The organism is Lysobacter sp. HA35 (genome assembly GCF_054061195.1).
On the sequence record NZ_JBSSDY010000001.1, the window covers coordinates 946,105 to 973,100 of the forward strand.

Below are 26,996 nucleotides of genomic sequence, written 5' to 3' on the forward strand. Positions count from 1 at the left end.
CAGACGGTGCAGAAGTGCGTAACGCGCGATGGGCACGAGCGCTACCAGAGCGAGCCCTGCGCGCACGGCGAGCGCACTGCGGAAATCTGGGATGCGACGCCGGACCCGGTGGCACCGGCGAGCGACGAACCACGTCCGCGGACCCGTGCAACAACGCGGAAGCGTTCGACGCGACGAAGCGCGCGAACGACCGTCGCCATGACCGACACGCACGATGACTGCGCGCAGGCGCGTGACTATCGCGACGCGGTCGAGCGTCGTGCCGGACTCTCGCGCAACTACGATCTGTTGTCGGCCTTGCAGGAACGTGTGTACCGCGCCTGCCGGTGACCGGTCGGGAACGCTTGGGCTTCGCGTAACGGTGCGACCGTGCGCGGAACCCACGAAAACGCAGCCGTTTTCCGCGTTCGTGCGTGACTTAATGCACTGCAGCATCGATTGCTGCCGAGCTATGAATCAGCCGCCCGCGCGACACCGCGAAATCATTCCGGTGAACCCGTTTCCGTGCGTTACCGCATGTGCATGTTTCGTGTTCGAAACATGACTCGGCGTTCACCAGCGGCTGTTTAGCGTGCCGGCCACGGCCGCGAGGAATACGCCGCGGCGCGCTTAAATGGAGATGCGACCGTGCACGATTCTGATCGAAGCCTGCGGACGATGGCGGCTGCGTTGGTGGGCCTCGTCCTGGGTTTCGCCGCGCTGACGGCGAGCGCGGCCGCGCCGCAGGCATCCGGCGATTGGACGATGCCCGCGCACGACTACGCGAGCACGCGATACAGCCCGCTCAACGAGATCACGACGGCGAACGTCGGCAAGTTGCAGGTCTCGTTTACGTTCTCCACCGGTGTCGATCGCGGGCAGGAGGCGGCGCCGATCGTGGTCGGCAACACGATGTACGTGGTCACGCCGTTTCCGAATGTCCTATACGCGCTCGACCTGACCAAGCCCGGCGCACCGGCCAAGTGGTCGTACAAGCCGAAGCCCGAGCCCGCGTCGCAGGGCGTTGCCTGCTGCGACGTCGTCAACCGCGGCGCGGTGTACTGGGCCGGCCGCGTGTACTTCAACACGCTGGACGGCAACACGATCGCCGTGGACGCCGCGACCGGGCAGCTCGCGTGGCGCACGAAGCTCGGCAACATCAACAAGGGCGAGACCATCACCATGGCCCCGCTGGTGGTGAAGGGCAAAGTGCTGGTCGGCAACTCCGGTGGCGAGTTCGGCGTACGCGGCTGGATCGCTGCGCTCGATGCCGGCAGCGGCAAGATCGTGTGGAAGGCGTACAGCACCGGTCCCGACGAGGACGTGCTGATCGGCCCATCGTTCAAGCCCTTCTATTCCGGCGACAAGGGCAAGGATCTCGGCTCGAAGACCTGGCCTGCGGACGCCTGGAAGATCGGCGGCGGCAATGTCTGGGGCTGGATTTCCTACGACCCCGAACTCGACCTCATCTATTACGGCACCGGTAACGCCGGGCCGTGGAATGCCGATCAGCGCCCCGGCGACAACAAGTGGACCGCCGGCATGTTCGCGCGCGATCCCGACACCGGCGAAGCGCGCTGGTTCTACCAGTTCACGCCGCACGACCTGTTTGATTACGACGCGATCAACGAGAACCTGTTGCTCGAGATGACCATCGCCGGCAAGCGCCGCAAGGTCATCGTGCGGCCGGAGCGCAACGGTTTCATGTATGTGCTCGACCGCGCGACCGGTCAGGTCTATTCGGCTGATCCCTACGGCCCGGTCAATTCGATCCTGAAGGTCGACATGAAGACGGGGCGTCCGCAGTTCAACGCGGAGAAGTGGCCGAAGACGGGCCATACCAGCCGACAAGTGTGTCCGTCCGCACCGGGCATGAAGGACTGGAACCCGTCGTCGTTCTCGCCGCGCACCGGCTTCGTCTACATCCCGCATAACAACCTGTGCATGGACTGGCAACCGAGCGAGGTGAACTACATCGCTGGTACGCCTTACATCGGTGCGGAGGAGAAGTACTACGCCGGGCCCGGCGGAAACCGCGGCGTCGTCACGGCATGGAATCCCGTGCAGCGCCGCGCGATGTGGAAGATCAAGGAAGATCTGCCGGTGTGGAGCGGCACGTTGTCGACCGCTGGAGACGTCGTGTTCTACGGAACTATGGACGGCTGGTTCAAGGCGATCGACGCACGCAGCGGTGCGCTGCTTTGGAAGTTCAAGACCGGCTCCGGAATCATCGGCCAGCCGATCGCGTATCGCGGCCCCGACGGTCATCAGTACATCGCGATCCTGTCCGGCGTCGGCGGCTGGCCGGGCGCCGTCGTCACCAACAATCTCGACACGCGCGACGCGACGGCGGCGGCCGGGTGGGGCGCGGCGATGGCCGACCTCAAGCAGAAGACGACCGCGGGAGGGACGCTCTATGTCTTCGCGCTTCCGCATTGAACTGGCGGTCGCGGTGCTCGCGGCGTCGACACTGCTCGTCGTCGGCTGTGAGCGCGAGCGTCGCGAATATCACTCGTCGCCGTCGGCAACGGTGCGCAACAGCCCGCGCTTGACCGACCTGCAACCCGGCGAACCGATGCCGGACCCGATCGATCCGGTCGGCCTGCATTACCAGGACAACGCGTACCACATCACCCAGGGCGGCCACTGGTTCCGCTGGTTCAACTGCAACGGTTGCCATGCCAATGGCGGCGGCGGCATGGGCCCGGCGCTGATGGACGACGAGTGGCGCTACGGCGGCCGCATCGACCAGATCCACGCGACCATCCTCGACGGCCGACCGAACGGCATGCCGTCGTTCCGCGGCAAGGTGACCGACCAGCAGGCATGGCAACTCGCGGCCTATGTGTTGTCGCTGTCGGGCAACGTGCGCAAGGACGCTGCGCCGAGCCGACCGGATTCGATGCTCGGCGCACCGCCGCCGACGCAGATGCCGACGCAGGCCAAGAAGGGCGGCGACGTGAGCGGCGTGCAGGCGCCCCCGCCGTGATGTCACGGGTGACGCGATCGCTGCGTATCGCCGGCGTCGCACTCGTCGCGATGCTGGCGCTGTCGGGCTGCAGCGGCGTGCAGTCGGTGCTGGTCGGCGCGGGTGACCAGGGCGCGACGATCCGTCAGGTCTGGAACTTGCTCGTCGCGGTCTGCGGGACGATGTACGTCGTCGTGCTGATCGGCCTCGGCGTCGCGATCCTCCGTCGCCGCCGCACGCTTCAGCGCGAAGGCACCACGCGCGATCGCGCGCTGTCGATCGCGCTGGTCGCGTGGACGGTGCTGATCGTCGGGTTGCTGACCGTGCTGGTGTCGTCGAGCTACATTGCCGACCGCCGCATCCGCAACGGCCAAGCCGATCTCGCGGTGCGCGTCACCGCGAAACAGTGGTGGTGGCAAGTCGAGTATCTCGACCGCGATGCGTCGCGCCACTTCACCACCGCGAACGAACTGCACCTGCCGCGCGACCGCACGGTGCACGTCGAACTCGTCTCGGGTGACGTCATCCACAGCTTCTGGGTGCCGGCACTGAGCGGCAAGCACGACCTGATTCCGGGCCGCACCAACGCGCTGCTGCTGACGCCGCGCGTCAACGGCTATTACCGCGGCCAGTGCGCCGAGTTCTGCGGCCTGCAGCACGCGAAGATGGCGATCGACGTGCAGGTCGAAGACATCGCCGCCTTCCAGTCGTGGGCCGACCACCAGCGACAGCCGGGCGCGACGCCGACCACCGCGGCCGCGCAGCACGGGCAGGCCATCTTTACGCAGGCAGCCTGCGCGATGTGCCACCAGATCGTCGGTACGCCAACCGGCGGACGCACCGGTCCGGACCTCACGCATCTCGCGAGCCGTCGAACCATTGCCGCCGGAACGCTACCGATGAATCGCGGAAACCTCGCCGCGTGGATCATCGACCCGCAGCACCCCAAGCCCGGCGCGAACATGCCGGCCGTTCCGCTGTCGCCGCAGGACGTCAGCGATCTCGTCGATTACCTGATGGAGCTGAAGTGATGGCGCAGGACCCGTCCATCGCCGAGCTGGAACGCGTCTGGGCCGACAAGCCGGGCTTCATCGGCTGGCTGACAACGGTCGACCACAAGCGCGTCGGGCGACGCTACATCGTCACCGCGTTCGTGTTTTTCGCGCTCGCCGGCATCCTTGCGTTGCTGATGCGCACGCAGCTGATCATCCCGAACAACACGGTGCTGGGGCCGGACCGCTACAACCAGGTCTTCTCGCTGCACGGCTCGGCGATGATGTTCCTGTTCGCGGTGCCGGTGATGGAGGCGGTGGCCGTCTACATCATCCCGCTGATGGTGGGCACGCGTGCGATTTCGTTCCCGCGGCTCAACGCTTTCAGTTACTGGATGTACCTGTTCGGCGGCATCCTGATCTTCGTCTGCTTCCTGATGGACATCGGCCCGGAAGCGGGTTGGACCGGCTACACGCCGCTGTCGAGTTCGGAATTCTCGCCGGGCAAGCGCACCGATTTCTGGGCGCAGATGATCACGTTCACCGAGGTCGCGGCGCTGTGCATCGCGGTCGAGATCGTCGCGACGGTGATGACGATGCGCGCGCCCGGAATGACGCTCGCGCGCATGCCGCTGTTCGTGTGGTCGATGCTGGTCACCAGCCTGATGGTGATCTTCGCGATGCCGTCGGTGATGCTCGCGAGCACGTTCCTCATCACCGACCGACTGGTCGGCACGCAGTTCTACAACGCCGCTGAAGGCGGCGACCCGCTGCTCTGGCAGCACCTGTTCTGGTTCTTCGGGCATCCCGAGGTCTACATCATCTTCATGCCCGCGCTCGGGATGATTTCGCAGATCGTCGAAGCGTTCTCGCGACGTACGATCCTCGCGTATCCGGCGATGGTTCTGTCGCTGGTCGCCACCGGTTTCCTCGCGTTCGGCCTGTGGGTACACCACATGTTCGCGACCGGGCTGCCGCCGATGGGCAACAGCTTCTACACCGCGGCGAGCATGCTGATCGCGGTTCCGAGCGGCATCCAGGTGTTCGCGTGGATCGCGACGATCGCAACGGGCCGACCCGTGCTTCGCGTGCCGATGCTCTACATCCTCGGCTTCTTCGCGCTGTTCGTGCTCGGCGGCATGACCGGCGTGATGCTGGCCTCGGTGCCGCTGAACCTGCAGGTGCACGACACCTACTTCGTCGTCGCGCACTTCCACTACGTTCTGATCGGTGGCGCGGTATTCCCGCTGCTGGGCGCGATCGTGTTCTGGTACCCGAAGATCACCGGCCGGATGATGAGCGAGCGCCTCGGCAAGTGGTCGTTCTGGCTGCTCTTCATCGGCTTCAACGTGACGTTCTTCCCGATGCACTACCTCGGGCTGGTCGGTATGCCGCGTCGCGTCTACACGTACCTGCCGGGCCTGGGTTGGGAGATTCCGAACCTGATCGCGACGCTCGGCTCGTACATGATCGCGATCAGCGTGCTGCTCTACGTCATCAACGGCCTGAAGTCGCTGCGCAGCGGCGAGATCGCGCCCGACGATCCGTGGGGTGCGCCCGACCTGCCGTGGGCGGTGTCGTCGCCGCCACCGTCGTACAACTTCGCGCAGATCCACGTCGTCACCAACCGCCATCCGCTGTGGCTGGATCAGGACGCCACGCCGGCCATCGAACTGCCCGTCATCGAAGGCGTGCGTAGCGATCGACGCGAGGTGTTGCTGACGTCGCCGGTGGACGCGGTTCCGTCGCACCGCTGGGGCATGCCCGAGCCGACCATCTGGCCGCTGCTCGCCGCGATCGCGATGACCGGCCTCTTCATCTGGTCGGTGTTCGAGGAGTGGGGCGTGGTCTGGGGCTCGATCCCGGTCGCGATCACGCTCACCGCATGGTTCTGGCCCAAGGCCTCCGAGCCGAGCCTGAAGGGGGAATCGTGATGCGCACGACCCGCGTCGTCGCGAACGTTCGTGACCTGAAGGATTACGGCTTCGGCCCGACCACGCTGAGCTGGTGGGGCGTGCTCGGCTTCATGCTCATCGAAGGCATGGCCTTCGTGCTCGCGATCGGTGCGTACTACTTCCTGCTGCCGAACGAAGACGTGTGGCCGCCGACGTCGCCGGTGCCGCCGCTGTTCTGGTCGACGCTGTTCGTCGTGGTCGGGTTGCTCAGCGAGATCCCGAACGTCATGGCGCAGCGCGCTGCCAAGCGTCTCGACCTCAACGTCGTGCGCATCGGTTTGACGCTCACGATCATCGCCGGCCTCGCGATGCTGGTGATCCGCTGGTTCGAGTTCGACGCGCTCAACGTGCTTTGGCAGCGCAGCGCCTACGGTTCGATCGTGTGGGCGCTGATCGTGCTGCATACCGTGCACACGCTCACCGACGTCTACGACAGCGTGGTGATCGCCATCCTCGCCTGGAAGGGCGAATGGGACGGCCGCAAGTTCTCCGACGCGTCCGACAACGCCATGTACTGGCACTTCATCGTCGGCAGCTGGATCGTGATCTACCTCGTCATCTACTGGACGCCGCGATGGCTGTGAGCCGACTGCATCGCTCGCGACTCGCGCCGTGGGCCGGGCTGATCGCCGGCATGGTCGCGGAGATCGTGCACCACCAGTTGCTCAGCGACATGCTGCGCTACGACTGCCGGCTGGGTAACGGAAATTCGGGACTGGCGGTCGGCATTCCCGCGATTCTGCTGATCGCGCTCGGCGCATGGCTGTCATGGGCGTCGACGCGCGGCGGCGATCCGGAAGCGCCGCATTTCCAGACCCGACGCTTCATCGCACATGTCGCGATGATGATGGCCGCGCTGCTGGCGGTCGGCATCGTCTGGCAGACGACGGCGACCATGCTGGTACCTGCGTGCGCACCGTGAGGCGGGCAGTAGCGATCGTCGCCGCACTCCTTCCGCTCGTCGCATTCGCGCACGGCGACGCCGCAGATCGCCTGTCGGCACCGGATTGGACCTTCGATGCGAGCGTCACCGTGCCGCTCGCGATCTCGCTGGTCTGGTACCTGATCGGGCTGACGCGTCTCGCATCCCGCAGCGCGACCACCGCGACGTGGCGGAGCGGGGCGGCCTGGTATCTCTCGGGCTGGCTCGTGCTCGCCGCCGCGGTGGTGACGCCGCTGCATCAGGCCGGCGAACGCTCGTTCGCGGCGCACATGCTCGAACACGAGCTGTTGATGCTGGTCGCCGCGCCGATGCTGGTGATGTCGCGGCCACTCGGCGTGATGCTGTGGGCGCTGCCGGCGTCGCGGCGTGTCGCTCTGGCGTCGACCGGCAAGCAGTCCGCGGTGTCGGGGACGTGGCATTTCCTGACGTCGCCCGTGCCCGCCAGCCTGCTGCAGATGGCCGCGCTCTGGGGCTGGCATGCGCCGCCTGCGTTCGATCGCGCACTGGCGAATCCGGGCTGGCACATTGCGCAGCACCTGTCGTTCCTGATCACGGCGCTGCTGTTCTGGTGGTCGATGCTGCATTCGCCGCGCGCGCAACGCGGTCTGGTGGTCGGCTGCCTTTTCTTTACTGCGACCGCGAGCGGCGCACTGGGTGCGCTGATGGCGTTCTCCGAGAGCCCCTGGTACGCGGGCTATGCATCGTTGCGTCTGGACGCATTCGGGCTGAGCCCGGCGGAAGACCAGCAGCTGGCCGGGTTGTTGATGTGGGTGCCGGGTGGTCTCGTGCACGCGGCGGCGGGTATCGCCTTACTCGCACGCGGACTGGTCGACACCCCATCGCGCGCGATTGGTTCGCTCGCGGTTGCCGCGGCTGCGCTGGTCGCGATCCCGCAGGCTCGCGCCGAAACCATCTACGTCAGCGACGAACAGGCCAACGTCGTGCACGTCATCCACTCGCCGTCGTGGACGCACGAGACGATCGCGGTGGGCAAGCGCCCGCGCGGGCTGCGGATGAGTCCCGATGGCCGCCGTCTGCTGGTCGCCGCGGGCGACGACGACCGCATCGATGTCGTCGACCTTGCGACCAAGCGCGTCATCGATCATCTGCCGTCGGGCCCGGACCCCGAGCGGTTCGCGCTGTCGCCGGATGGACGTCGGCTCTACATCGCCAACGAGGCCGACGCGAAGGTGTCGGCGGTCGACATCGCCGGCAAGCGCATCGTCGGGCAGGCGGGCGTTGGCGCGGAGCCCGAAGGCATGGCGGCGAGCCCGGATGGCCGATGGGTGGTGGCGACGTCGGAAACCGCGAGCCTGGTGCATTTCATCGACGCCGCGACCATGAAGGTGGTCGATAGTCGAATGGTCGGTACGCGCCCGCGCGATGCCTTGTTTACGCCAGATGGGCGCTGGCTGTGGGTGACCTCCGAAACGCGCGCCACCGCGACGCTGTTCGACATGCGCACCCGCACGCCGAGCCGCGTGGTCGACTTCGACCGCGATCCCGGCGCGACCGACACGGTGCAGGCGGTCGGCATGGCGCTGTCCGGTTCGCGCCTCTACGTTGCGCTGGGCCGCGGCGACCGCGTCGGGGAGGTCGACACCGCGACCGGACGCATCCTGCGTTATCTGCCCGCGGGCCATCGCGTCTGGGGCATCGCGCTGTCGCACGACGGCAAGCGTCTCTACGCCGCGAACGGGCTGTCGGGCGACGTCGGTGTGGTCGACCTCGCGACGGGCCGCAGCATCACCACCATCCATACCGGAGGCAAGCCATGGGGCGTCGCCGTCGGGCCCTGACGCTCATCGCGATGCTGCTCGCCGTGCCTGCCGTGCAGGCGCGGGAGCTTCGCGTATGCGCGGACCCGAACAACCTGCCGTTTTCGAAATCGGATGGCAGCGGATTCGAGAACAAGATCATCGCGCTCATCGCCAAGGATCTCGGCGCGGAAGTGCGCTACACCTGGTGGGCGCAGCGCCGCGGCAACGTGCGCAGCACGATCAACGCGAACGAATGCGACGTGGTGCCCGGCGTCGCCAGCGGCGTGGACATGCTGTCGACCACGCAGCCGTATTACCGGTCGACCTACGTCTTCGTGGCGAAGCAGGGGTCGTCGTGGACGAACGTATCGTCGCTGGACGACCCGCGCCTGCGCGACGCAACGATCGGCGTGCAGCTCATCGGCGACGACGGTGCCAACACGCCGCCGGCGCATGCACTTGCACGACGTGGCCTGCACGAGCACATCCGCGGCTACACGGTCTACGGCGATTACGCCGACTCGACGCCGCAGAAGCCCATCCTGGATGCGGTCGCGAGCGGGGAAATCGACCTCGCGCTGGTCTGGGGCCCGACCGCCGGTTACTACGCGAAACAGGCCGCCGCGCCCTTGCTCCTGACCCCGGTCACGCCCTGGCTGGACGGGGCCGAACCCATGGTCTTCGACATTTCGATGGGCGTTCGACGCGACGATCGCGCGCTGCGCCGCGAGCTCGACAGCGCGCTGGAACTCGAGGCGCCTGCGATCGCGAAGATCCTCGACGACTACGGCATTCCGCGCCCGTCGGTCGACCCGGCAGCCGCAGAAATGCCCGACGCGGCGCAAAAATAGCCAAAAGCCGGGATTTCAGGCCGAAAATGGCGGAAACCACTTGCAACCGGGACGCGGTCGCGCGATAACGCGCATTCCTTCCACCCGGAACCTGCAAACCATGGCGACGAAGAAAGCGAGCGGTGCCTCCAAGATCAAGCCGGTAACCGAACCGCTGGGCAAGAGCGGTCTGGTCAACTTCATTTCCGAGCGCACCGAAGTGGCCGCGCGCGACGTCCGCGCCGTGCTCGGCGCACTCGAGGAGGCTGCACACGGCTCGCTGCACAAGAAGGGCTGCGGCACGTTCACCTTCCCGGGCATGCTCAAGGTGACCAAGGTCGACGTCCCGGCCAAGCCGAAGCGCAAGGGCATCAACCCGTTCACGAAGGAAGAGCAGTGGTTCGCCGCGAAGCCGGCGTCCGTCAAGCTCAAGGCACGTCCGCTGAAGAAGCTCAAGGACGCGGCGGTCTGATACGCCTCCAAGCCGCCGGCCACCAGGCCGGCGGTTTTTTTTCGTCCGTACGAAACGCGTAACCTGTCGACATGTCACTCGCCTACGAAGTCGCACGCGATGCCGTGCTCGCCCTCAGCGACGAGGTCGGGCTGGTCGAACGCCTCGCGCGTGCGCACGATGTCCTCGAGACGCTCGATCCTGCCGCGCACCTGCCGGAACACCTCCGCTTCCGCTTCGAGGAACTCGTGGCCGACATTGCCTACGGCGCGGATTCCGTGCACGGCGCGCTCGCGCGCATGAGCGCGGCGGATCGTCACCGGCTTTCCGAGCGCATCGTTACGTTGTTCGCCGAAGTCGCGCGGGCCTTTCCGGGCGATCTCTGATCGCGGATCAGTTTCGATCGTGTGACGCGAAGTCGCGAAACGGAAGAGTCGCTGCTCGCGATCAAAGCGTTGCGGGGCCGTGCCACTCGCAATGTGCAGCAACAAACATCTCGTCGTGGATACGCACTGCTAGTCGGCGTACTCGTCGGTGACAAACAACGCGCCCGACACGACGCACCGAGCGTTCGACGCAGCAAGCCGACGCCCGTCTCCGCTAAAGACCCCTCGCGCACCCTTAGAGAGCACACGCTGGCGGCCATTACGCCGCGTCGTCGCGTGACACGCGAACTGCCACTGCGGCCTCGTCGGCATGAGCTCGCTGGCTCGCCGTGCATAGTCACCACCCGCGTGCATTGCAGCCCGGTAAGCCACGGTGCTCCATGCGCATTCCTGCCCGAAGGGGCAGGGCGGGATACCCCCAGTGTCGATTCCGCGCCCTTGAACCCGCTGGGATGATCGGTGCGGACGTACTGGACCGGATCGATGAATCGACAGTTCGCACGCGTAACGCCTGTGACGCCCGCGACCGCCGATTCCAACGCGTCGCGCCGGGCGCGTCGTCGCAGCCTTGCGACCGCGATGTCGCTCGTCGCGTGGATCCCGGCCGCGCATGCGTCGTTCCTGCAGGGCGAGGCGCTCGACTCGCTCGCGAATGGCGTCGCATGGGTCGCGCTGATCATCGTGCCGGTGGTGCTGATCGCGGTGTTCTGGATCGTCCACATCATGCCGGAGAAGATCGCGGAGAAGCGCCGGCATCCGCAGCTGTCCGCGATCAAGACGCTCTGCCTGCTGTCGCTGGTGTTCGGCGGAATGCTCTGGCCGATCGCATGGTTGTGGGCTTACACCAAGCCGGTGATTCACAAGCTCGCCTACGGAACTGATGTCGACGACACGCCGCATCACGGTGAAGCGCTCACGCCGATCGACGATGCGCACGCGGCACCGCATACGGATGACGACGTGCACGCGCTGCGCCAACGCATCGCGACACTGGAAGCGCAGCTCGATGCGCAGTCGCACGCACCGCGAGGAAGCATCTGATGGAGATCATCCTGCTCCTCATCTATTCGTTCTTCGTCTGGCTGATCTTCTTCAAGTTCAAGTGGCTGCCATGGACGTTCGTCAGCCAGGTGATCGTGGTGACGATCCCCATCATCGGCCTGACGCTGCTGATCCTGCTGCTCAACATCGTGGCGCCCTCGTCGTCGGATGTGCGCGTCATCAATTACGTGGTGCAGGTGATTCCGCGCACGATCGGTCGCGTGACGTCCGTGCCTGTGGAAGCGAACCGGCCGGTGAAGAAGGGCGACGTGCTGTTCAGCGTCGACCCGACGCCATACCGCGAAGACCTGTCGCAGCTGCGGGCGCAGGAACCGGAGCTGATTGCCAAGCTGTCCAGCGCCGAGGCCTACCAGCGCGAACTGCGTGCACAACTGCGTGCGGCACGTGCCGGTGAGACCGCGGTACGCGCCAAGCTCGACCTTGCGAAGCGGCGCGTCGGGCAGACCGGCGATCTGGCGCACTCCGGTGCCGGCCCGAAGTTCGACTACGAGCAGGCGCAGGCAGACGCACGCGCGCTGGAAGCCGATGTCGCGAACAACAACGCCGGCGTTGTGCAGGTACAGCAGAAGCTGTCTGCGACGACACACGGCGGCGAGCTGTCGGAAGTCGCGCAGGCGCGTGCAGCGCTCGAGCAGTTGCGCGCGCAGATTCTCAAGGCCGAGTGGATGCTCAAGGAGAGCACGGTGTATGCGCCGGCCGACGGAACCGTCGTCAACCTGCAGCTGCGCGAAGGGTCGTACGCGAGCAACCTGCCGCTCGCGCCGGTGATGACCTTCGTCGAGAAGGAACAGTGGGTGATCGCGATGTTCGCGCAGAACGAACTGCGCTACGTCAAACCCGGCGATGAAGCGGAGATCGCGCTCAAGACGTTTCCGAACCGCATCATCAAGTGCAAGGTCGATTCGATCGTCTGGGCGTCGGGCACCGGGCAATTGCCGATCGGCGGCATGACACCGCAAACCGCCGCGGTTCCGCTGCAGGGTACCGGCGCGCCGGTCACTGCTGTCGGTGCGCCGGTGCGTTACGCGGTGCGGCTGCGGCCGATCGGCAAGGATGCAACCGCCTTCCTGCCGATGGGCGCGCAGGGCATCGGCGCGGTCTACACGGACCACATCACGCTGATCCAGATCGTGCGTCGCATCATCCTGCGCGTGTCGACCAAGCTCGACTGGCTCGTCCTCAAGCTGCACTGAGCCATGGCCGCCCGCCCGCTTCCGGGATCGTGCATCGGCGGACTCGCTGCCACGCTGGCGGTCGCGCTGGCGATGCAGGGATGTGCGACGTCGCCACCGCCGCCGCGCGATGAGATCGCACGCGAAGCACTCGGCGACGCACATGTCCCGGCGAACTGGGCGTCCGGCCTGCGTGCGGGCGCAGTCGCCGACAACTGGGTCGCGACGTTCGGCGACCCCGAACTCGATCGCCTCGTCGGCGAAGCCATCGCGCACAACGCCGACCTGCGCATCGCCGCGGCCCGGATGGAGGAAGCCGCCGCGCAGGTCGACATCGCGAACTCGCGGCTGAAACCTGCCATCGGAATTCTCGGCCGCGCGAGCAGCAAGCCGTTGTCGGATTTCGTCGCGATGGCCGCCGGCGCGATCGTGCGGTTCGCGTGGGAGATCGACCTCTGGGGTCGCCTGCGTTACGCGCGCAACGCCGAGCGCGCGATGCACGATGCGAGCGGTGCGGACTACCGCTATGCGCAGCAGTCGATCGCTGCGGCGGTGGCGCGCACGTGGTTCATCGCCGCGGAAACGAACAAGCAGCGTCAGCTCGCGGACCAGATGGCGAAGGACGCCGAGGCGCTGGTAGGTCTCGCCGAGCATCGCCTGAAGATCGGCGCAGGCAGTCAGGACGACCTGCTGGTCGCCCGCACGAATGCGGCGAGCTACGCCGACGCCGCGCGACAGGTCGACCTCGCGCATTCGCAGTCGCTGCGCGCGCTGGAAATCCTGCTGGGGCGTTATCCGGCGGCGCAGATCGCATCACGTGACGACCTGCCTGCGTTCCCCGGAACGACGCCCGCGGTCGGTTTGCCGACGGATCTGCTGTCGCGACGCCCGGACATCCTCGCCGCCGAAGATCGCGTTGCCGCGGCGTTCAATCACGTCGGCGAGGCGAAGGCATCGTTCCTGCCGAGCCTGTCCATCCTGCTCGGGGCAGGGCGCCTGCAATCGAATACGAACGGCTTCCAGGACGAGCCGCGCAACACGCACAGCAGCAGCGCGATGCTGAGCGGGCCGCTCTATACCGGCGGTGCGCTGACCGGGTCACTGCGCGCGAGCAATGCCGAACAACAACAGGCGATCGCCGACTACGGCCGCATGGCGCTGAAGGCGTTCAACGAGGCGGAAGACGCGCTCAACGGCGAACAGATACTCGCGTCGCGCGAAACGTTGCTCGCTGGTGCCGCGCGCGACAGTCGCCATCTGGTCGACCTGCAGCGTCAGGCGTATCGCGTCGGCAAGGTCGACATGCGCACGGTGACGCAGAGCCTGCTGACTGCGAACGCGACGGAAGTGACGCTCCTGCACGTGCGTCGCGAACGTCTCAACCAGCGCGTCGACCTGCACCTCGCGCTCGGCGGTAGTTTCGATGACTCGCCGGCCGCAACGTTGCCCGCATCAGCGTCGAGTCCGAAGGAAGCGCGCCGATGAAGTGGCTGCTGCTCTTCGTTCCGCTGGCGATCGCGCTCGAGTTCCTGATGCCGGGCAGGCCGATGGTGATCTTCGCGGCCGCGGCGATCTCGATCATCCCGCTCGCGGCATCGATGGCGCACTCGACCGGAACGCTCGCGGAGCGTTTCGGACCGGGCATCGGCGGTCTGCTCAACGCCACGTTTGGCAACGCGGCGGAACTGATCATCACGCTGGCGGCGCTGCGCAACGGACTGTACGGCATGGTCAAGGCCGCGCTGATCGGCGGAATCATCGGCAACATCCTGATGGTGCTCGGCCTGTCGATGCTGCTGGGCGGCATCGGTCGCTCGTCGCAGAGCTACAACGCGCTGGCCGCGAGTTCGCAGGCGACGATGCTGCTGCTCGCGGTCATCGCGCTGATCATGCCGGCCGCGTTCCGCTCCGTTGCACCGGAAGACTCCGGCGCGCTGAACTCGATCAGCGTGTGGATTTCGTGCGCGCTGATCGCGGTCTATGCCGCGTACGCGGTGTTCAGCCTGGTCACCAATCGATCGATGTTCGAGGACGACGGCGCGGAGCCGTCGCAGGGCGAGGTCGCACACGCGCACGGGCCGCCGCAGTCGACGCGGCGCGCGGCGGTCATGCTCGGCGTCGCAACGCTTGCCGTCGTGTGGATGAGCGAGCTGCTGGTCGCCGGCATCGAACCGACCGCGCACGCACTCGGCCTTTCCGACGCCTTCGCAGGCGTTTTCCTGCTTGCCGCGCTTGGCATTGCGGCGGAAGGTGCGACCGCCGTCGTCATGGCGCGTCGCAACCGCATGGGCCTGTCCATGTCGATCGTGCTCGGCTCCAGTGTCCAACTGGCGCTGCTGATCGCGCCGCTGCTGGTGCTGCTGAGCTACGTGGTCGGGCCGCATCCGATGGGCCTGTTGTTCGGCGGCGGGCTCGTGATCAGCGTGCTGTTCTCGGTGCTCATCGTTAACGGCGTCGCGCGTGACGGGCGTTCGGACTGGCTGCGCGGCGTACAGCTGCTCGCGGTGTACCTGATCCTCGGCAGCGTGTTCTATTTCGCGCCGGACACGGGGGGCTAGGCCGTGCCCGTGCTCACCAGGATCAGCCCGCGCCTGAGCGAACGCCGCTACCTGCTGCTGTTCGGCATGCTGCTCGCGACAATTGCGGTCGGGCCGCTAGCGGAGGAGTTCGGCTTCGGCTCGAAACTGCTCGACGTGTTCCTGGGCCTCACGCTGCTCTCGACCGTGTGGCCTGCGCAGTCCTCGACCGCTCGCGGCGCGACGATCGCGCTGGTGGTCGTAGCGGTGCTGCTGCGGCTGCTGCCGTCCGGCGCGTTGGGCGGTCACGCCGAAGCCATCAGCTACGCGCTCTGGGGCGCGATCGCGCTGTTCGCGGCGTATCGCGCATTGAACTACGCACTCACGAACGTGCCCGTCGACACCGACCACATGATGGCCGCGCTCAGCGCCTATCTGCTGGTCGGCGTGTTCTGGGGCGCGATCTACGTCGCCGTCGAAGAAGGCATGCCGCGTTCGCTGCTGGTCGCGGGCCAGCCGTTCACGAACGGCATGTCGCTCAACGACGGCATCTATTTCAGCTTCGTCACGCTCGCGACGCTCGGCTATGGCGACATCACGCCGATTACGCCGATCGCGCGCGGGCTGGCGGTATTCGAAGCGATCGTCGGGCAGTTCTACCTGGCCGTGCTGGTGGCGCGGCTGGTCGGGCTGCGCCAGGTCGCGGCGTCGGGCGATGGCGCGCGTCCGGGCTGAATTGCCGTCGTGCCAGCGGGGTCGCGAATGCGATCGCGCGTTGTTGTCCCCGTGGCCGTGCGGCCGCGGTCCGGCGGGTGCTGCGGCTCTTCGCCCAACTTCAGGAGTGATCCATCATGAACGCCCCTCGTGATTACGACCGACCCCGCCGGTCCGGGGTCGCGACCGCAGTGGCCTTTGCCTGCGTGCTGCTCGCCTCGATGCCAGGTGGCTTCGCGGTGGCCGCGCCGCAGTCGTCGTCGGCCAGTGCGCCATCGGGCAGCGCCGTGTTTTCCAGCGCCGAGCTCGACCAGATGCTCGCGCCGATCGCGCTGTACCCCGATTCGCTGCTCGCCCAGGTGTTGATGGCCTCGACGTATCCGGGCGAGGTCATGGACGCCGCCACATGGTCGAAAGCCAATCCGAGCGTGAAAGGCGACGCCGCCGTGAAGCAGGTCGCCGGCAAGCCCTGGGACCCGAGCGTGCAGGCGCTGGTCGCCTTCCCGCAGGTGCTCGCATCGCTGGGCCAGGACAGCAACTGGGTGACGCGTCTCGGCGACGCGTTCCTCGCCGAACCCGATCGCGTGATGGACTCGGTGCAGCGACTGCGCGACGCCGCGCAGAAGGGCGGGCACCTCGCGTCGAACGAGTACCAGAAGGTGGAGGAGCAGGGACAGACGATCGTCATCGAGTCCAACGACCCGGATGTGATCTACGTGCCGGCCTACGATCCGTCGTACGCGTACCCGGGCTACGGCTGGGGCGCGTATCCGCCGTACTACTACCCGCCGGGCGCTTACTGGTATCCGGGCTATGCGCTCGGTGCCGGGATCATGTTCGGCATTGGCGTCGGCATCGTCGGCGGCCTGTGGGGCGACATCGCCTGGAACGGTGGCGACATCAACATCGATGTCGATCGCTACAACAACTTCGAGCGCAACATCGATCGCGAAGCCAATCGCGGCGACCGCCAGGGCAATCGCGATACCCGCCGGAGCGAGCGCCAGGCCGGCGACAACAAGTTCCGCCACGACAGCGCGCATCGCGAAGGCACGCCGTATCGCGACAAGGGCACGCGTGATCGCTTCGAAGGCCAGCGCGCGAGCGCCGACAACCGCATGCGTGGCGATACGCCGCAACGTGCGCAGGCACGCGACCAGGCGCGGCAGTCGATGGACAACCGCGGCATGGATTCGCCCGCGCGTTCAAACAGGGAAGCGCAGGACCGCGCACGTTCGGCGTCGAACGACCGCTCGATGCAGAACCGGCAGGGCAGCCCGCCCGGAAGCCGCGACAGCTACCAGCAACGCGGGCAGAACAATATGCAGTCGCGTGATGCGGCGCGCAGCAACTACGGCAGCTCCGGCCGCGGCGATGCGTTCAGCGGGGCGAGCAGCGGCATGCGCGACACCAACGCCGCGTCGAATCGCGGACGGTCGAGCAGCTCGGGCTCGTATGGCGGATCCCGCGGCGGTGGCGCATCGCGTTCGATGAGCCGCCCGCCCATGAGTCGAGGTGGTGGTGGAGGACGTCGTCGATGAACACTTCAAACACACTGCGTGTCATGCCGCGCGCGTTGCTGGTCATCGCGCTGGCGGCATCACCGATGGCTTGGGCGCAGCAGGCCTATCCGACGCCGGACGCCGGCGCCTCAGCACTCGTCGACGCACTCGGTACGTCCACTGCCGACACGGCCAAGCTCGGCCAGGTGCTCGGTTCCAACTGGAAGGACTACGTGCCCGCGCAGGGCGGGCCGAAGCGTGCGGACGTGGATGCCTTCCTCGCCAAGTATCGGCAGAAGCACGCGTTCACCACGTCGGGCGGCAACACGATGCTGACCGTGGGCAACGACGGCTGGACGTTCCCGATCCCGCTCACCAAAAAGTCCGACGGCTGGCATTTCGACACCGCCTCGGGCGCAGCGGAAATGCGTGCACGCGCGATCGGCCGGAACGAGCTCGACGTCATCAAGGCGCTGCAGGCGTATCGCGTCGCGCAGTTCGAATACGCGGACGAGGACCGCGACGGCGATCGCGTGCTCGAGTTCGCGCAGAAGATCGCGAGCAGCGACGGCAAGCACGACGGCCTGTTCTGGGCCGACGACGACAGCAACGAAGTCAGCCCGCTCGGCCCGCTGTTCGGTGACGACAAGCCGAAGGCCGATTTCCTCGGCTACCACTACCGGATCCTGACGGGGCAGGGCGCCTCGGCACCCGGTGGCGCGTACGACTATCGGCTCGGCGACAACATGGTGCGCGGGTTCGGCCTGGTCGCGTGGCCGGCGGACTACGGGAAGACGGGCGTCACCACCTTCGTCATCAGCCAGGACGGCTTGGTGTTCCAGCGCGATCTCGGCAAGGACACGGCGCGCATGGCCGAGGGCATGAAGGTGTTCGATCCGGACAGCGGTTGGATGCAGGTGGGCGACAACACCGCGTCGAAGTAGCAACAGACGAGTCGGCGACACGCGCATCGTCGCGTCGCCGGCGCACGGCGTGCCATGGCGGCGCGCCGTTTCATGCCCATCGGTAAGGAGCGACACCATGACCAAGAAACTCGTCGCCGAGCTGCTCGGAACGTTCTGGCTGGTTCTCGGCGGCTGCGGCAGCGCGGTGCTCGCCGCTAATTTCGGCGGGCCCAGCAATCCGCTGGGCATCGCCTTCGTCGGCGTGTCGCTCGCGTTCGGCTTGACCGTGCTGACCGGCGCGTATGCCTTCGGTCGCATCTCGGGCGGGCACTTCAACCCCGCGGTCACCGCCGGACTCTGGGCAGGCGGACGATTCCCGCCGTCGCAGATCGTGCCGTACTGGATCGCGCAGACGCTGGGCGCGTTGCTCGCGGGCTTCGTGCTGTTCCAGATCGCCAGCGGACATGCGGGCTTCGCGGTCGACCCGGACTCGGCGGGCGCGTTCGCTACCAACGGCTACGGCACGCATTCGCCCGGCGGCTATTCGATGGGCACGGCGGCGGTCTGCGAGTTCGTGCTCACCGCGTTCTTCGTCATGGTGATCATGGGTTCGACGCAGCCCAGCGCGCCTGCAGCGCTGGCGCCGGTATCGATCGGCTTGGCGCTCACGCTGATCCACCTCATCAGCATTCCGGTGACGAATACTTCGGTGAATCCGGCGCGGTCGACGGGTGTCGCCGTGTTCGTCGGTGGCGAAGCGATCTCGCAGCTCTTGTTCTTCTGGCTGGTGCCGCTCGCCGGTGGTGTCGTCGGTGGCGCCATCTATCGCTGGCTGGGGCACGAGGGCGAGATCGCGCCGATGGCATGACACGCCGATGCGTCAGTCGTCTCGCACGACCGGCGCATCAGCGATCGGCGGCAGTTCGTCCCAGACCTCGATCGCATCGGCGACGGTCGCGAATACACGGCCCGGCCCGATCGCTTCGTACAACGGTGAACGACGCACGGTCTCTAGCACGTCGGGGCTCAATGCCGCCAACCACACCTCCGTGCCGGCGGCACGCTGCTTGGCTTCGGCGTCGCCGAGCGCCAGCAGAGCGGTGTATTCGATGTCGAATACCGCGCGCAGGTCGAGCACGATCACGCGTGGACGGTTCTCTGCGAGCAGCGGCTGGATGCGCTGGCCGAAGTACACCGCGTTGCCGAAGAACAGCCGACCTTCAGGTCGCAGCACAAGCAGGCCGGGCACATGTTCATCGTCCGGATTGCGGTCCGACGGCGGGCGGAAGCGACGCGTTCCCGGCTTGCGTCGCAGCACATGCAACCGTGGATGCAGCGATTGGTAGGCCAGCGACATCATCGACACGATGATCGCCACCACGATGCCGCGCAGCGCGCCCATCGCGACGACACCGACCAACGCGACGAGCGCCCAGATGTATTCGGTGCGACGCACGCGACGGATCGCCGCGAACTCCTGCAGGCTGATCAGGCCCGTGGCGAAGACGATGGCGATCGCGGCGAGCGTCGCGCGTGGGACGCTCTCGAGCAGCGGACCGAGCCAGAGCATCGCGCCGAGTGCGAGCAGCGATGCAACCAATCCCGCTAGCTGCGTGCGCGCACCCGCGCGGCGGTTCACCATCGTCGCGCTCGCCTGGCCACTCGCCGGCATGCAGCCAACGAATGCGCCCGCCGCGTTGGCGATGCCGAGCGCACGCAGTTCGACATCGGCGTCGGGGTAGGGCTCGTTCGCGGTCGCAACAGCCTGCCCTGCCGTCAGCGACTGGATAAAGCTCATCAGCGCGATGCCCATCGCGGCTGGCCACAGTTGCAACGCCATGCGGAGGTCAGGTAATACGAGTGACGGCAGGCCGGTTGGTACGCGGCCGACAACTTCGACGCCCGCGGCGTCCAGACGAAACACGATCACCGTCACCGTCGATATCGCCACCGCGATCAGTGGCGCCGGCATCCGCGGGCTCCATCGATGCAATGCGACCAGCAACGCGATGGTGAGCACTGCGACGATGAACGTCGCCATCGAGGTGTCCGGCAACGACGTCGCCAGCGAGACCAGCTCGTCGACGCGACGGTCGCCCTGTACGTGCAGTCCGAACAGGCGAGGCAACTGCTCGATCAGCACGACAATGGCGACGCCGGACCGGAAGCCCGTCAGCACGGGCGCGGATATGAAGTTGGCGAGGAAGCCGAAGCGCAAGGCGCTCGCGATGAGCAACAACGCGCCGGTGAGGGCGGTGAGCGTGGCAGATGCGCGAAGCAGCGTCGCGATGTCGGGGTAGGGCGCCAGTTCGACCAGTGCCGCGCCCGTCAGCATCGCGACCGTCGCGCTGGTGCTCACGCTCAATGCGCGGGACGTTCCGAACAGCACGTACGCCAACATCGGAACGAATGCCGTGTAGAGGCCGACGTACGCCGGGAGTCCTGCAAGCGCCGCGTAGGCCAGCGTCTGGGGAAGCACGATCGCGGCGGTGGTAATGCCTGCGATGACATCGCCACGCAGCCAGCCGATCCGGTAGTCGCGCCAGCCGCCGAGCAGCGTGGTCGCGCGGTTCACGACATATCCCGCTCAGCACGCGGCTGCAAGGCGCGAGGCATTGCAGGCGTGCGAACCAACCATCCGCAAGAACGCGGCACGACCACGACGGTCGTCGCGGTTACAGCGACGGCGGGTCGTAATAGATCATGACGCGGAGGTCGCGCAGGTCCTGGCTCGCTGGATCGTCCTGCGACACCTGGCCGTAGCGCACGCGGAACATGAAACCCTTGAGCGCGCCTTCCGGTACGTTCCACTGCAGGTTGACGTCGGCTTCCTGCCGCGAGAACTGGCCGGGCGCGTCCGGCGTGCTGCCATTGACGTACAGCCCGTACATGCTCAGGCCTTTCACGCTGTGGAAGTTGTAGCCGGCGCGCATCATCCACGCGTCTTCGCCGTCGCGGTTGAAGTCCTCCACCTGCACGCTGGTGTAACCCGGATAGCTGCTCCACGGGTTCTGCATGTTGGTGTCGCCGCCGGCGCTGGTGTACGCGACCGTGTACAGCGCGTTGCCCCAGCCGAGCTCGGCCTTACCACCCCACTGGTGCGATTTGAAGTCGCCGCCGCGCAGCAGGTTGTCGCCGACGTTCTGCTCATCGCTGTACTGCAGCGCGAACCCGAGCTTGGTCTTGTCCGAGAGTTTGTGGTCGTACTTACCCTCGGTATAGAAGATGTTGATGATGTCGTTGCTGTAGTAATCGATCGCACCGACCGACCAGCCGTTGAACTTGTAATTCAAACCTGCGGCATACACGCCGCGATCCACGCCACGCGGTGCGCCCGCGTCCTGCGCCATCGAGACGAAGTGGTCGGCGTTGCGTTCCTTGATCTCGTCGAAGTAGCCCGCACCGAAGCGCCACTCGGGTTGCCCGTCGCCGCCGTACAGGCCTTGCACGACCGCCGCGGTGAAGGTGTTCGGCGTCATGCGGCTGTCGTTGCGGTTGATGTACGGCGTATCGAAGCCGCGCGCGCCCACGGTGAGCTTGGTGTCGTCGTTGAGCAGGAATTCGCCGTACAGCTCGCCGAGCACGGCGTAACCGTGCTGACCCGGCTTCAGCAGCGTCGTGCCGTCCTTGTCTTCGGGGCCGTAGAGCTTGTTGGAGCCGTACACGGTCGAGCCGAACGAGAAACGGTCGCGGAAGTAGCCGGTCTTGAAACCGGCCGATCCGCCGATCGCCCACGCCGTGCTTTCGCTGTCGTCGTACTTGGTGCGATCCAGATAGTAGGTGCGCGCCTGCACGTCGAACTTGGTGTCCTGCCACGCCTTGCGTCGTGTCTCACGCACCGAGTCCTCGTGCGTCGGCGGGCCGAAGCTTTCCGACAGCGGTGCCTGGCCCTGTTCGAGCGACGACGGCGGGCCTTCGCCGTCGGCATCGGCATTGCGTTCGAGGGCCGGATCGGTCGTGCCCGACGTCGCCGCACTGACCTGCGGTTCGAACGGCGCGAGCGCGAGCGCGTCGAGCTGTTGCGCCGTCATCGATGCCGGCGAGCCATGTGGCGTGGCGGCGAACACGACAGCGGCGGGCATGGTGCCCACCGCGGCCAGCATCAGGCAGAGCGACCGGCGCGTGCCGGTGGAAACGTGGCTGCTCATACGTCCTCCCGTTGCTGGCTGGACCGCCGCGCTGTCAGCGGTCGGCCCTCCCGACGCATCCGTCGATCGTCCACAACCTCGATACGTTCCCTCGCCGACTGCACGGTCTTGTGGGGCCGTTTCGGTCGTTTCTTGGGCGCGGACTTCTTTGCCGTCACTGCGACAGCACCATCGCGAAGTAGCCGAACACCGTGTAGAGCACGCCCGACACCGCGTAGCCGACCGGGAATCCGACCCAGGGCACGCTGCTGTTGATCTCCTTCGCCGCTTCGCGCGCGGGGCCGGAGTGCGAGCGCGAACCCGCGACGCCACCCATCAACACCGCAGGGTTGATCTTGAAAATGTGGTAGCCGATGGCCCATGTGACGAAGGGCGGGATCGTGCTGGCGACGAAGCCGGCCAGGAAGATCTTGATCGCGATCGAACCCGTCAGCTGCTCGAGTAGCGTCGCGCCGGCGTTGATGCCGACGATAGCGATGAACGTCACCAGCCCGAGGTCTTCGAGGATGTTGCGCGCGGCATTCGGCGTGCTGCCGAAGAACCGCAGGCGCGACACGACCGACGACACGAGGATGCCAGACAGCAACAGTCCACCCGCGTTGCCCAGGCCTACCGAGAAGCTGCCGACCGGCACGTTGATCTTGCCGACCAGCAGGCCCAGCACCATGCCGCCCGACAGCGTGAGCAGGTCGGTCGACGTGCTCTGCCGCGCCACCTTGCCTAGCAACGCGCCTGCTTTGTCGACCGCGCTCTTGAGGCCGGTAACGTACAGCACGTCGAAGCGCTTGATCAGCGTGTCGGCGCCGAGCGGAATGGTCTCGCCACTGCGTTCGATTCGGCTCACACCGAGCTGGCCGGCGAAGTCGCTCTGCGCCAGCGAGCGCAGCGGCTTCTCGTCCATCGACTTCTCGGTGACGAGGATTTCCGCCTGGTCGAGCGCAATGTTGAGTGCGCGCGAATCCGGAATCTCGCTGCCGACCAGGCCGAGGTTCGACGTCAGGTCGTCGAGACGTCCACCCAGTGCGATGACGTCACCCTGGCGAAGCACGGTATCCGGCGATGCACCCAGCACCTCGTCGCCACGCACGACGTTGACGATGCGGTACTGCGGATAGGTCGAACGGAACTGCGCGATGCTCTGGCCGGCCGTCGTCGCATTCTCGACGCGATACGCACGCAGGCCGCCCGGGCGATAGCCCGTCAGGCCGGTGTCGTCGACGTTCGCGACGCCGTGGGTTGCTTCGTATTCCGCCGCCGCCTTCTTCGCGTCGACGCCCCACCAGCGCGGCAGGTACTTGCACACGAGGATGATGCCAACCGTGCCCCAGAGATACGTCACGCCGTAACCCAGCGCGATCATCGCGGACACCGACTCCGGCGTGCTTCCGGCGGGCACTTTGTACGCGCCCTGTTCCATGGCCATTTCGGCCGTACCGATCGCCGCCGACATGGTCTGCGAACCCGCGAGCACGCCACCCGCCGCACCTGCCGGCAGGTGGAACACCGGGCCCGACATCAACACCACGAGGCCGAGGCCCAGGAACGAGCAGATCACTGCGAGGATGGTGAAGGTGATGCCGTCCTTCTTCAGGCTGTTGAAGAACGCGGGCCCGACGCGAAGGCCGACGCCGTACATGAAGAGGTAGTAGAAGAGCGACTTGGCGAAGTTGTCGAGTTGCAGCTTCACGCCGTAGGTCGACGCCCACGTCGCGAGTGCCGCACCGACGACCACGGCCGCGGCGACCATGCCGAGCCCGTAGCCCTTCACCGAGAACTTTCCGACCAGTACCGCCAGGCCCACTGTCAGGAACAGCAGGATGTACGGGTTGTCGGACAGGAACTGAAAGAACCCTTGCATGGCAGGCCTCCGGTAGCGACGAAGTGCTTACTGCATCGAGGACGCGGACCACGTCGCGAGCACGTCGGGCTTGAGCAACTTGATGCCCTGTTCCGCGTGGTAGCCGTGGATTTCCTTGACGTCGAGCTTGCGCATGAACGCAATCGTGTCGTCGGTGATGACCTGCCCCGGCACCATGATCGGGAAGCCGGGCGGGTAGGGGATGACGAAGTTCGCGGACACCATCTCCGGCCCGTCCTTTAATCGGCGTTCGACGTCGTCGCTGTTGAGGCGCACGAATTCGCAGTTCGTTTCGTCGTAGGCCATGAAGAACGCGGGCCGCATGTGGCCTTCATTGCTCTCGGACTTCGAGTTGTCGCGGAACACGTCGTGGAACCGGCTGAAGTTCGGCAGGTCCGGCACGTCGGTCATCAGCGACTTCACGCGCGAATCGAACTTCGCCTGTCCGGCCTCACCGGAATCGGCGAGCTTTGCATCGATCTCGCGCGACAGATCGGCCAGCGCCTTGATCAGCAACGCCGCATCGCTGTGCGTGTTGTTGATGTTGGTCTGCACCAGGATGCTGTTGCGCGACGTCTTGTTGATCTGGATGTCGAAGCGCTCGGCGAGCATGCCCTTGAACTGCGTTCCGTCGAACCCGGCCGCGCCGCAGATCAGCGTGAGGCGCGTCGGATCGAGCGCGAACTCGTCGTCATCCCAGGCTTCCACGGTGTCCGCCCACGAAGCATTCGGCGGGCCGTAGTCGACGATGCCGGACTCGCGGAACTCGGCCGGGATCATGTCCTCCGGCGTTGCCACGCGGAAATACTTCGAGATCAGCGGATGGGTATTGATCGTGCGGCGCAGGCGGATGGCGAGGTCGGTCATCTGCACGGTCAACGCGAAACCTTCGAGCTCCATCTGCCGACGTGCGAGGTCCAGTGACGCGATCAGCTGCAGGTTGGGCGAGGTCGAGGTATGCGCGAAGAACGCTTCCTCGAACGGGCCTTCGACCTTATGGAAGTCGTCGTCCCAGACCAGCATCATCGAGCCCTGGCGGAACGCCGACATCGATTTGTGCGTCGAGTTGGTCTGATACGCACGGATGCGCACCTTGTCCGGGTCCGGCATCAGCCGCGTGTCGAGCAGCGCCGCGTCGTCGAGGTTCGCGTGCTTGGCCGACCACGCCTTGTACTGCTCGCGGTAGGCCTCACTCTTGTAGCGCTCCGACAATGCGGCGGCCGCACCCATCGCGGTACGCCGACGATGGAACGGGCTGAAGCGCGCGAAGCCGAACCAGGCTTCGTCCCACAGGAACACGAGGTCGGGCTTGATGGCGAGGCATTCCTCCATCACGCGCTTCGGGTTGTACATGTGGCCGTCGAACGTGCAGTTGGTCATGTCGATGACCTTGACGCGGTCGAGCGTGCCCTCGGCCTTGCAGTCCAGCAGCGCCTTCTTGATCGTGCGCAGCGGCACCGCCCCGTACATCGAGTATTGCGTCAGGGGAAACGCCTCGACGTAATAGGGTTGGGCACCGCTGAGCACGAAGCCGTAGTGGTGCGACTTGTGGCAGTTGCGGTCGACGATGACGATGTCGCCCGGCTTGCAGATGGCCTGCACCACGATCTTGTTGGACGTCGACGTTCCGTTCGTGCCGAGATACGCGCGCTTCGCGCCGAACGCCCGCGCCGTCGCGTTCATCATCTTCTTGATGTTGCCGGTGGGCTCGAGAAGGCTGTCGAGCCCGCCGGTGGTCGCCGACGATTCGGCGAACAGGATGTTCGTCCCGTAGAAGTGGCCCATGTCGCGGATCCAGTTGGATCCGAACACCGACTTGCCACGTGCGATCGGCAGCGCATGGAAGGTGCCGATGGGACGCATCGCGTACTTCTTCAGGTTGTCGAAGTAGGGCGTCTCGTAACGGTCCTTGATGCCGTCCAAAATGGCGAGGTGCAGCTCCATCGGTTCTTCGACGTGATGGAACACACGACGCACGGGCGCCGCTTCGTCGCTGCCGGCGAGAAGCTCCGGCGAGCGATCGGTGAGCAGGAACAGGTCGAGTTCCGGACGGAAGTTGCGCAGCCCGCGCGCAAGTCGCGTAGCGAGCGCACCGGGCGCGGCCGTGCCCTGTTCGACGTTGATATGACGTGCGAGGTAAGCCTTGAGGTCGGGCACCTGGTGCTTGGATGCGTACTGGAAGCCGTCGACCAGGATCACGCTCTGGATGTTCGAGTTCACCATCGCGGCGAGCGCGGCATCCTCGAAGCTTCCGACGTGCACGGTGGTGTACAGGAACGGGTCGTCCGGGCGGCGCAGGCGTCGCATTTCGTCAGCGGCGCGCGGCCACGACGATGGATCGGTGGGGGAGACGATAAGCACTTCGAAATACGGGCGGATCTGCGCACCTGCGACGTCGGGCGGCGCGCTGTCGAGCAAGGTCCCGTCGCCTTCGCTGTTCGCGTCCCACGCTTGTTCATCGCGGCGGAAATCGCCGGACAGCAGCGTCGCCGAAATGCGCTGCACGAGGCGCGCAAAACCTGTGGCGTCGCCGGAATCGAGCGCGCCGTCGAGTGACGACAACAGGCGCGTGCCCGGATACGCCCAGCAGAATTCCAGCCGCGTGATGCGGCCCAGCAGCGTGCGGCATTGGCCGCGATAACGCTCGCCCTGTTCACCGGCACTTCGCTGGTCGGCCCATGCACGGGCGAGGGCATTGAGTTCGCGCCATTGATCGGAGCGCGAGCTCGCGGCGGAGAAGACGTGCGACAGGCCGCTGCTGTCCGTGTGAGCGACATCGTTCATGGGTGCGCCTCGTGGATTCGCGTGTGTGCAAATCGCACCCACGCCATGCGGGCGCGCGGATGCTGCCCGTG

General features: G+C 66.4%; 23 protein-coding genes. 19 read left to right on the plus strand and 4 right to left on the minus strand.

Translation table 11 applies throughout. The features are described from left to right. Positions 1–198 precede the first annotated feature (198 nt). The 19 genes from ACVWZN_RS04725 to aqpZ all read left to right on the plus strand — a co-directional run bounded on the left by ACVWZN_RS04725 (position 199) and on the right by aqpZ (position 19,003). A complete protein-coding gene (locus tag ACVWZN_RS04725; protein WP_456952813.1) occupies positions 199–330 on the plus strand; it encodes a hypothetical protein in 132 nt (43 codons plus the stop codon). A gap of 297 nt (positions 331–627) precedes the next feature. Continuing rightward, positions 628–2,418 (plus strand): methanol/ethanol family PQQ-dependent dehydrogenase, encoded by a 1,791-nt coding sequence (locus ACVWZN_RS04730; protein ID WP_456952814.1) that lies wholly within the window; start codon positions 628–630, stop codon positions 2,416–2,418. After that, complete coding sequence (locus ACVWZN_RS04735) at positions 2,396–2,968, plus strand: c-type cytochrome (protein WP_456952815.1); 573 nt, start codon at positions 2,396–2,398, stop codon at positions 2,966–2,968. The genes ACVWZN_RS04730 and ACVWZN_RS04735 overlap by 23 nt, the downstream gene beginning before the upstream one ends. Before the next feature lie 8 nt (positions 2,969–2,976). Next, a complete protein-coding gene (gene coxB, locus ACVWZN_RS04740; protein ID WP_456952816.1) occupies positions 2,977–3,978 on the plus strand; it encodes a cytochrome c oxidase subunit II in 1,002 nt (333 codons plus the stop codon). Beyond that, positions 3,978–5,873: a cytochrome c oxidase subunit I gene (gene ctaD / locus ACVWZN_RS04745; RefSeq protein WP_456952817.1), complete on the plus strand. Its 1,896-nt coding sequence runs from the start codon at positions 3,978–3,980 to the stop codon at positions 5,871–5,873. Before coxB ends, ctaD begins: the two co-directional genes overlap by 1 nt. Further along, positions 5,873–6,478 carry a cytochrome c oxidase subunit 3 gene (locus ACVWZN_RS04750; RefSeq protein ID WP_456952818.1) on the plus strand — a complete coding sequence of 202 codons (606 nt, stop codon included), beginning with the start codon at positions 5,873–5,875 and terminating at the stop codon, positions 6,476–6,478. Before ctaD ends, ACVWZN_RS04750 begins: the two co-directional genes overlap by 1 nt. Then, the gene (locus ACVWZN_RS04755; RefSeq protein ID WP_456952819.1) at positions 6,469–6,816 is read left to right on the plus strand and encodes a hypothetical protein; all 348 of its coding nucleotides are present in this window, start codon (positions 6,469–6,471) and stop codon (positions 6,814–6,816) included. The genes ACVWZN_RS04750 and ACVWZN_RS04755 overlap by 10 nt, the downstream gene beginning before the upstream one ends. Beyond that, complete coding sequence (locus ACVWZN_RS04760; RefSeq protein WP_456952820.1) at positions 6,804–8,636, plus strand: PQQ-dependent catabolism-associated beta-propeller protein; 1,833 nt, start codon at positions 6,804–6,806, stop codon at positions 8,634–8,636. The genes ACVWZN_RS04755 and ACVWZN_RS04760 overlap by 13 nt, the downstream gene beginning before the upstream one ends. Beyond that, entirely contained in the window at positions 8,612–9,448 is an 837-nt protein-coding gene (locus tag ACVWZN_RS04765) for a substrate-binding domain-containing protein (RefSeq protein ID WP_456952821.1), read from the plus strand. Before ACVWZN_RS04760 ends, ACVWZN_RS04765 begins: the two co-directional genes overlap by 25 nt. A gap of 100 nt (positions 9,449–9,548) precedes the next feature. Then, positions 9,549–9,899, plus strand: a complete 351-nt coding sequence (locus ACVWZN_RS04770) for an HU family DNA-binding protein (RefSeq protein ID WP_036141991.1) — start codon at positions 9,549–9,551, stop codon at positions 9,897–9,899. A 71-nt stretch (positions 9,900–9,970) separates the two neighbouring features. Beyond that, positions 9,971–10,264: a hypothetical protein gene (locus ACVWZN_RS04775; protein ID WP_456952822.1), complete on the plus strand. Its 294-nt coding sequence runs from the start codon at positions 9,971–9,973 to the stop codon at positions 10,262–10,264. Positions 10,265–10,747: 483 nt separating this feature from the next. Next, the gene (locus tag ACVWZN_RS04780) at positions 10,748–11,305 is read left to right on the plus strand and encodes a DUF3302 domain-containing protein (RefSeq protein ID WP_456952823.1); all 558 of its coding nucleotides are present in this window, start codon (positions 10,748–10,750) and stop codon (positions 11,303–11,305) included. Then, positions 11,305–12,519 (plus strand): efflux RND transporter periplasmic adaptor subunit, encoded by a 1,215-nt coding sequence (locus tag ACVWZN_RS04785; RefSeq protein ID WP_027083127.1) that lies wholly within the window; start codon positions 11,305–11,307, stop codon positions 12,517–12,519. Before ACVWZN_RS04780 ends, ACVWZN_RS04785 begins: the two co-directional genes overlap by 1 nt. A gap of 3 nt (positions 12,520–12,522) precedes the next feature. Further along, complete coding sequence (locus ACVWZN_RS04790; protein ID WP_456952824.1) at positions 12,523–13,983, plus strand: TolC family protein; 1,461 nt, start codon at positions 12,523–12,525, stop codon at positions 13,981–13,983. After that, a complete protein-coding gene (cax, locus tag ACVWZN_RS04795; protein WP_456952825.1) occupies positions 13,980–15,056 on the plus strand; it encodes a calcium/proton exchanger in 1,077 nt (358 codons plus the stop codon). Before ACVWZN_RS04790 ends, cax begins: the two co-directional genes overlap by 4 nt. Positions 15,057–15,065: 9 nt before the next feature. Then, complete coding sequence (locus ACVWZN_RS04800) at positions 15,066–15,749, plus strand: potassium channel family protein (RefSeq protein ID WP_456952826.1); 684 nt, start codon at positions 15,066–15,068, stop codon at positions 15,747–15,749. 116 nt (positions 15,750–15,865) lie between these two features. Further along, positions 15,866–17,269 (plus strand): DUF3300 domain-containing protein, encoded by a 1,404-nt coding sequence (locus tag ACVWZN_RS04805; protein WP_456952827.1) that lies wholly within the window; start codon positions 15,866–15,868, stop codon positions 17,267–17,269. Next, positions 17,266–18,174 carry a DUF2950 domain-containing protein gene (locus tag ACVWZN_RS04810; RefSeq protein WP_456952828.1) on the plus strand — a complete coding sequence of 303 codons (909 nt, stop codon included), beginning with the start codon at positions 17,266–17,268 and terminating at the stop codon, positions 18,172–18,174. Before ACVWZN_RS04805 ends, ACVWZN_RS04810 begins: the two co-directional genes overlap by 4 nt. Positions 18,175–18,271: 97 nt before the next feature. After that, positions 18,272–19,003, plus strand: coding sequence for an aquaporin Z (aqpZ, locus tag ACVWZN_RS04815; protein ID WP_456952829.1), 732 nt, complete (start codon positions 18,272–18,274; stop codon positions 19,001–19,003). 12 nt (positions 19,004–19,015) lie between these two features. On the opposite strand, the gene ACVWZN_RS04820 is transcribed toward aqpZ, so the two are convergent. The 4 genes from ACVWZN_RS04820 to ACVWZN_RS04835 form a co-directional block, all read right to left on the minus strand. After that, a complete protein-coding gene (locus tag ACVWZN_RS04820) occupies positions 19,016–20,710 on the minus strand; it encodes a SulP family inorganic anion transporter (RefSeq protein ID WP_456952830.1) in 1,695 nt (564 codons plus the stop codon). Between the two features lie 100 nt (positions 20,711–20,810). Beyond that, positions 20,811–22,283 carry an OprD family outer membrane porin gene (locus ACVWZN_RS04825; RefSeq protein WP_456952831.1) on the minus strand — a complete coding sequence of 491 codons (1,473 nt, stop codon included), beginning with the start codon at positions 22,281–22,283 and terminating at the stop codon, positions 20,811–20,813. 154 nt (positions 22,284–22,437) lie between these two features. Beyond that, on the minus strand, positions 22,438–24,141 hold the full coding sequence (locus ACVWZN_RS04830) for an aspartate:alanine exchanger family transporter (RefSeq protein WP_456952832.1): 1,704 nt from the start codon (positions 24,139–24,141) through the stop codon (positions 22,438–22,440). 27 nt (positions 24,142–24,168) lie between these two features. Continuing rightward, positions 24,169–26,925, minus strand: coding sequence for an Orn/Lys/Arg family decarboxylase (locus ACVWZN_RS04835; protein ID WP_456952833.1), 2,757 nt, complete (start codon positions 26,923–26,925; stop codon positions 24,169–24,171). Between the last annotated feature and the right edge of the window lie 71 nt (positions 26,926–26,996).

Coding starts and splice junctions, on each gene's coding strand:
- ACVWZN_RS04755 (WP_456952819.1), top strand. CDS start 6,469: ATGGCTGTGAGCCGACTGCATCGCTCGCGACTCGCGCCGTGGGCCGGG.
- ACVWZN_RS04810 (WP_456952828.1), top strand. CDS start 17,266: ATGAACACTTCAAACACACTGCGTGTCATGCCGCGCGCGTTGCTGGTC.
- ACVWZN_RS04775 (WP_456952822.1), top strand. CDS start 9,971: ATGTCACTCGCCTACGAAGTCGCACGCGATGCCGTGCTCGCCCTCAGC.
- cax (WP_456952825.1), top strand. CDS start 13,980: ATGAAGTGGCTGCTGCTCTTCGTTCCGCTGGCGATCGCGCTCGAGTTC.
- ACVWZN_RS04790 (WP_456952824.1), top strand. CDS start 12,523: ATGGCCGCCCGCCCGCTTCCGGGATCGTGCATCGGCGGACTCGCTGCC.
- aqpZ (WP_456952829.1), top strand. CDS start 18,272: ATGACCAAGAAACTCGTCGCCGAGCTGCTCGGAACGTTCTGGCTGGTT.
- ACVWZN_RS04780 (WP_456952823.1), top strand. CDS start 10,748: ATGAATCGACAGTTCGCACGCGTAACGCCTGTGACGCCCGCGACCGCC.
- ACVWZN_RS04770 (WP_036141991.1), top strand. CDS start 9,549: ATGGCGACGAAGAAAGCGAGCGGTGCCTCCAAGATCAAGCCGGTAACC.
- ACVWZN_RS04735 (WP_456952815.1), top strand. CDS start 2,396: ATGTCTTCGCGCTTCCGCATTGAACTGGCGGTCGCGGTGCTCGCGGCG.
- ACVWZN_RS04830 (WP_456952832.1), bottom strand. CDS start 24,141: ATGCAAGGGTTCTTTCAGTTCCTGTCCGACAACCCGTACATCCTGCTG.
- ACVWZN_RS04825 (WP_456952831.1), bottom strand. CDS start 22,283: ATGAGCAGCCACGTTTCCACCGGCACGCGCCGGTCGCTCTGCCTGATG.
- ACVWZN_RS04765 (WP_456952821.1), top strand. CDS start 8,612: ATGGGGCGTCGCCGTCGGGCCCTGACGCTCATCGCGATGCTGCTCGCC.
- ACVWZN_RS04750 (WP_456952818.1), top strand. CDS start 5,873: ATGCGCACGACCCGCGTCGTCGCGAACGTTCGTGACCTGAAGGATTAC.
- ACVWZN_RS04725 (WP_456952813.1), top strand. CDS start 199: ATGACCGACACGCACGATGACTGCGCGCAGGCGCGTGACTATCGCGAC.
- ACVWZN_RS04785 (WP_027083127.1), top strand. CDS start 11,305: ATGGAGATCATCCTGCTCCTCATCTATTCGTTCTTCGTCTGGCTGATC.
- ctaD (WP_456952817.1), top strand. CDS start 3,978: ATGGCGCAGGACCCGTCCATCGCCGAGCTGGAACGCGTCTGGGCCGAC.
- ACVWZN_RS04835 (WP_456952833.1), bottom strand. CDS start 26,925: ATGAACGATGTCGCTCACACGGACAGCAGCGGCCTGTCGCACGTCTTC.
- ACVWZN_RS04805 (WP_456952827.1), top strand. CDS start 15,866: ATGAACGCCCCTCGTGATTACGACCGACCCCGCCGGTCCGGGGTCGCG.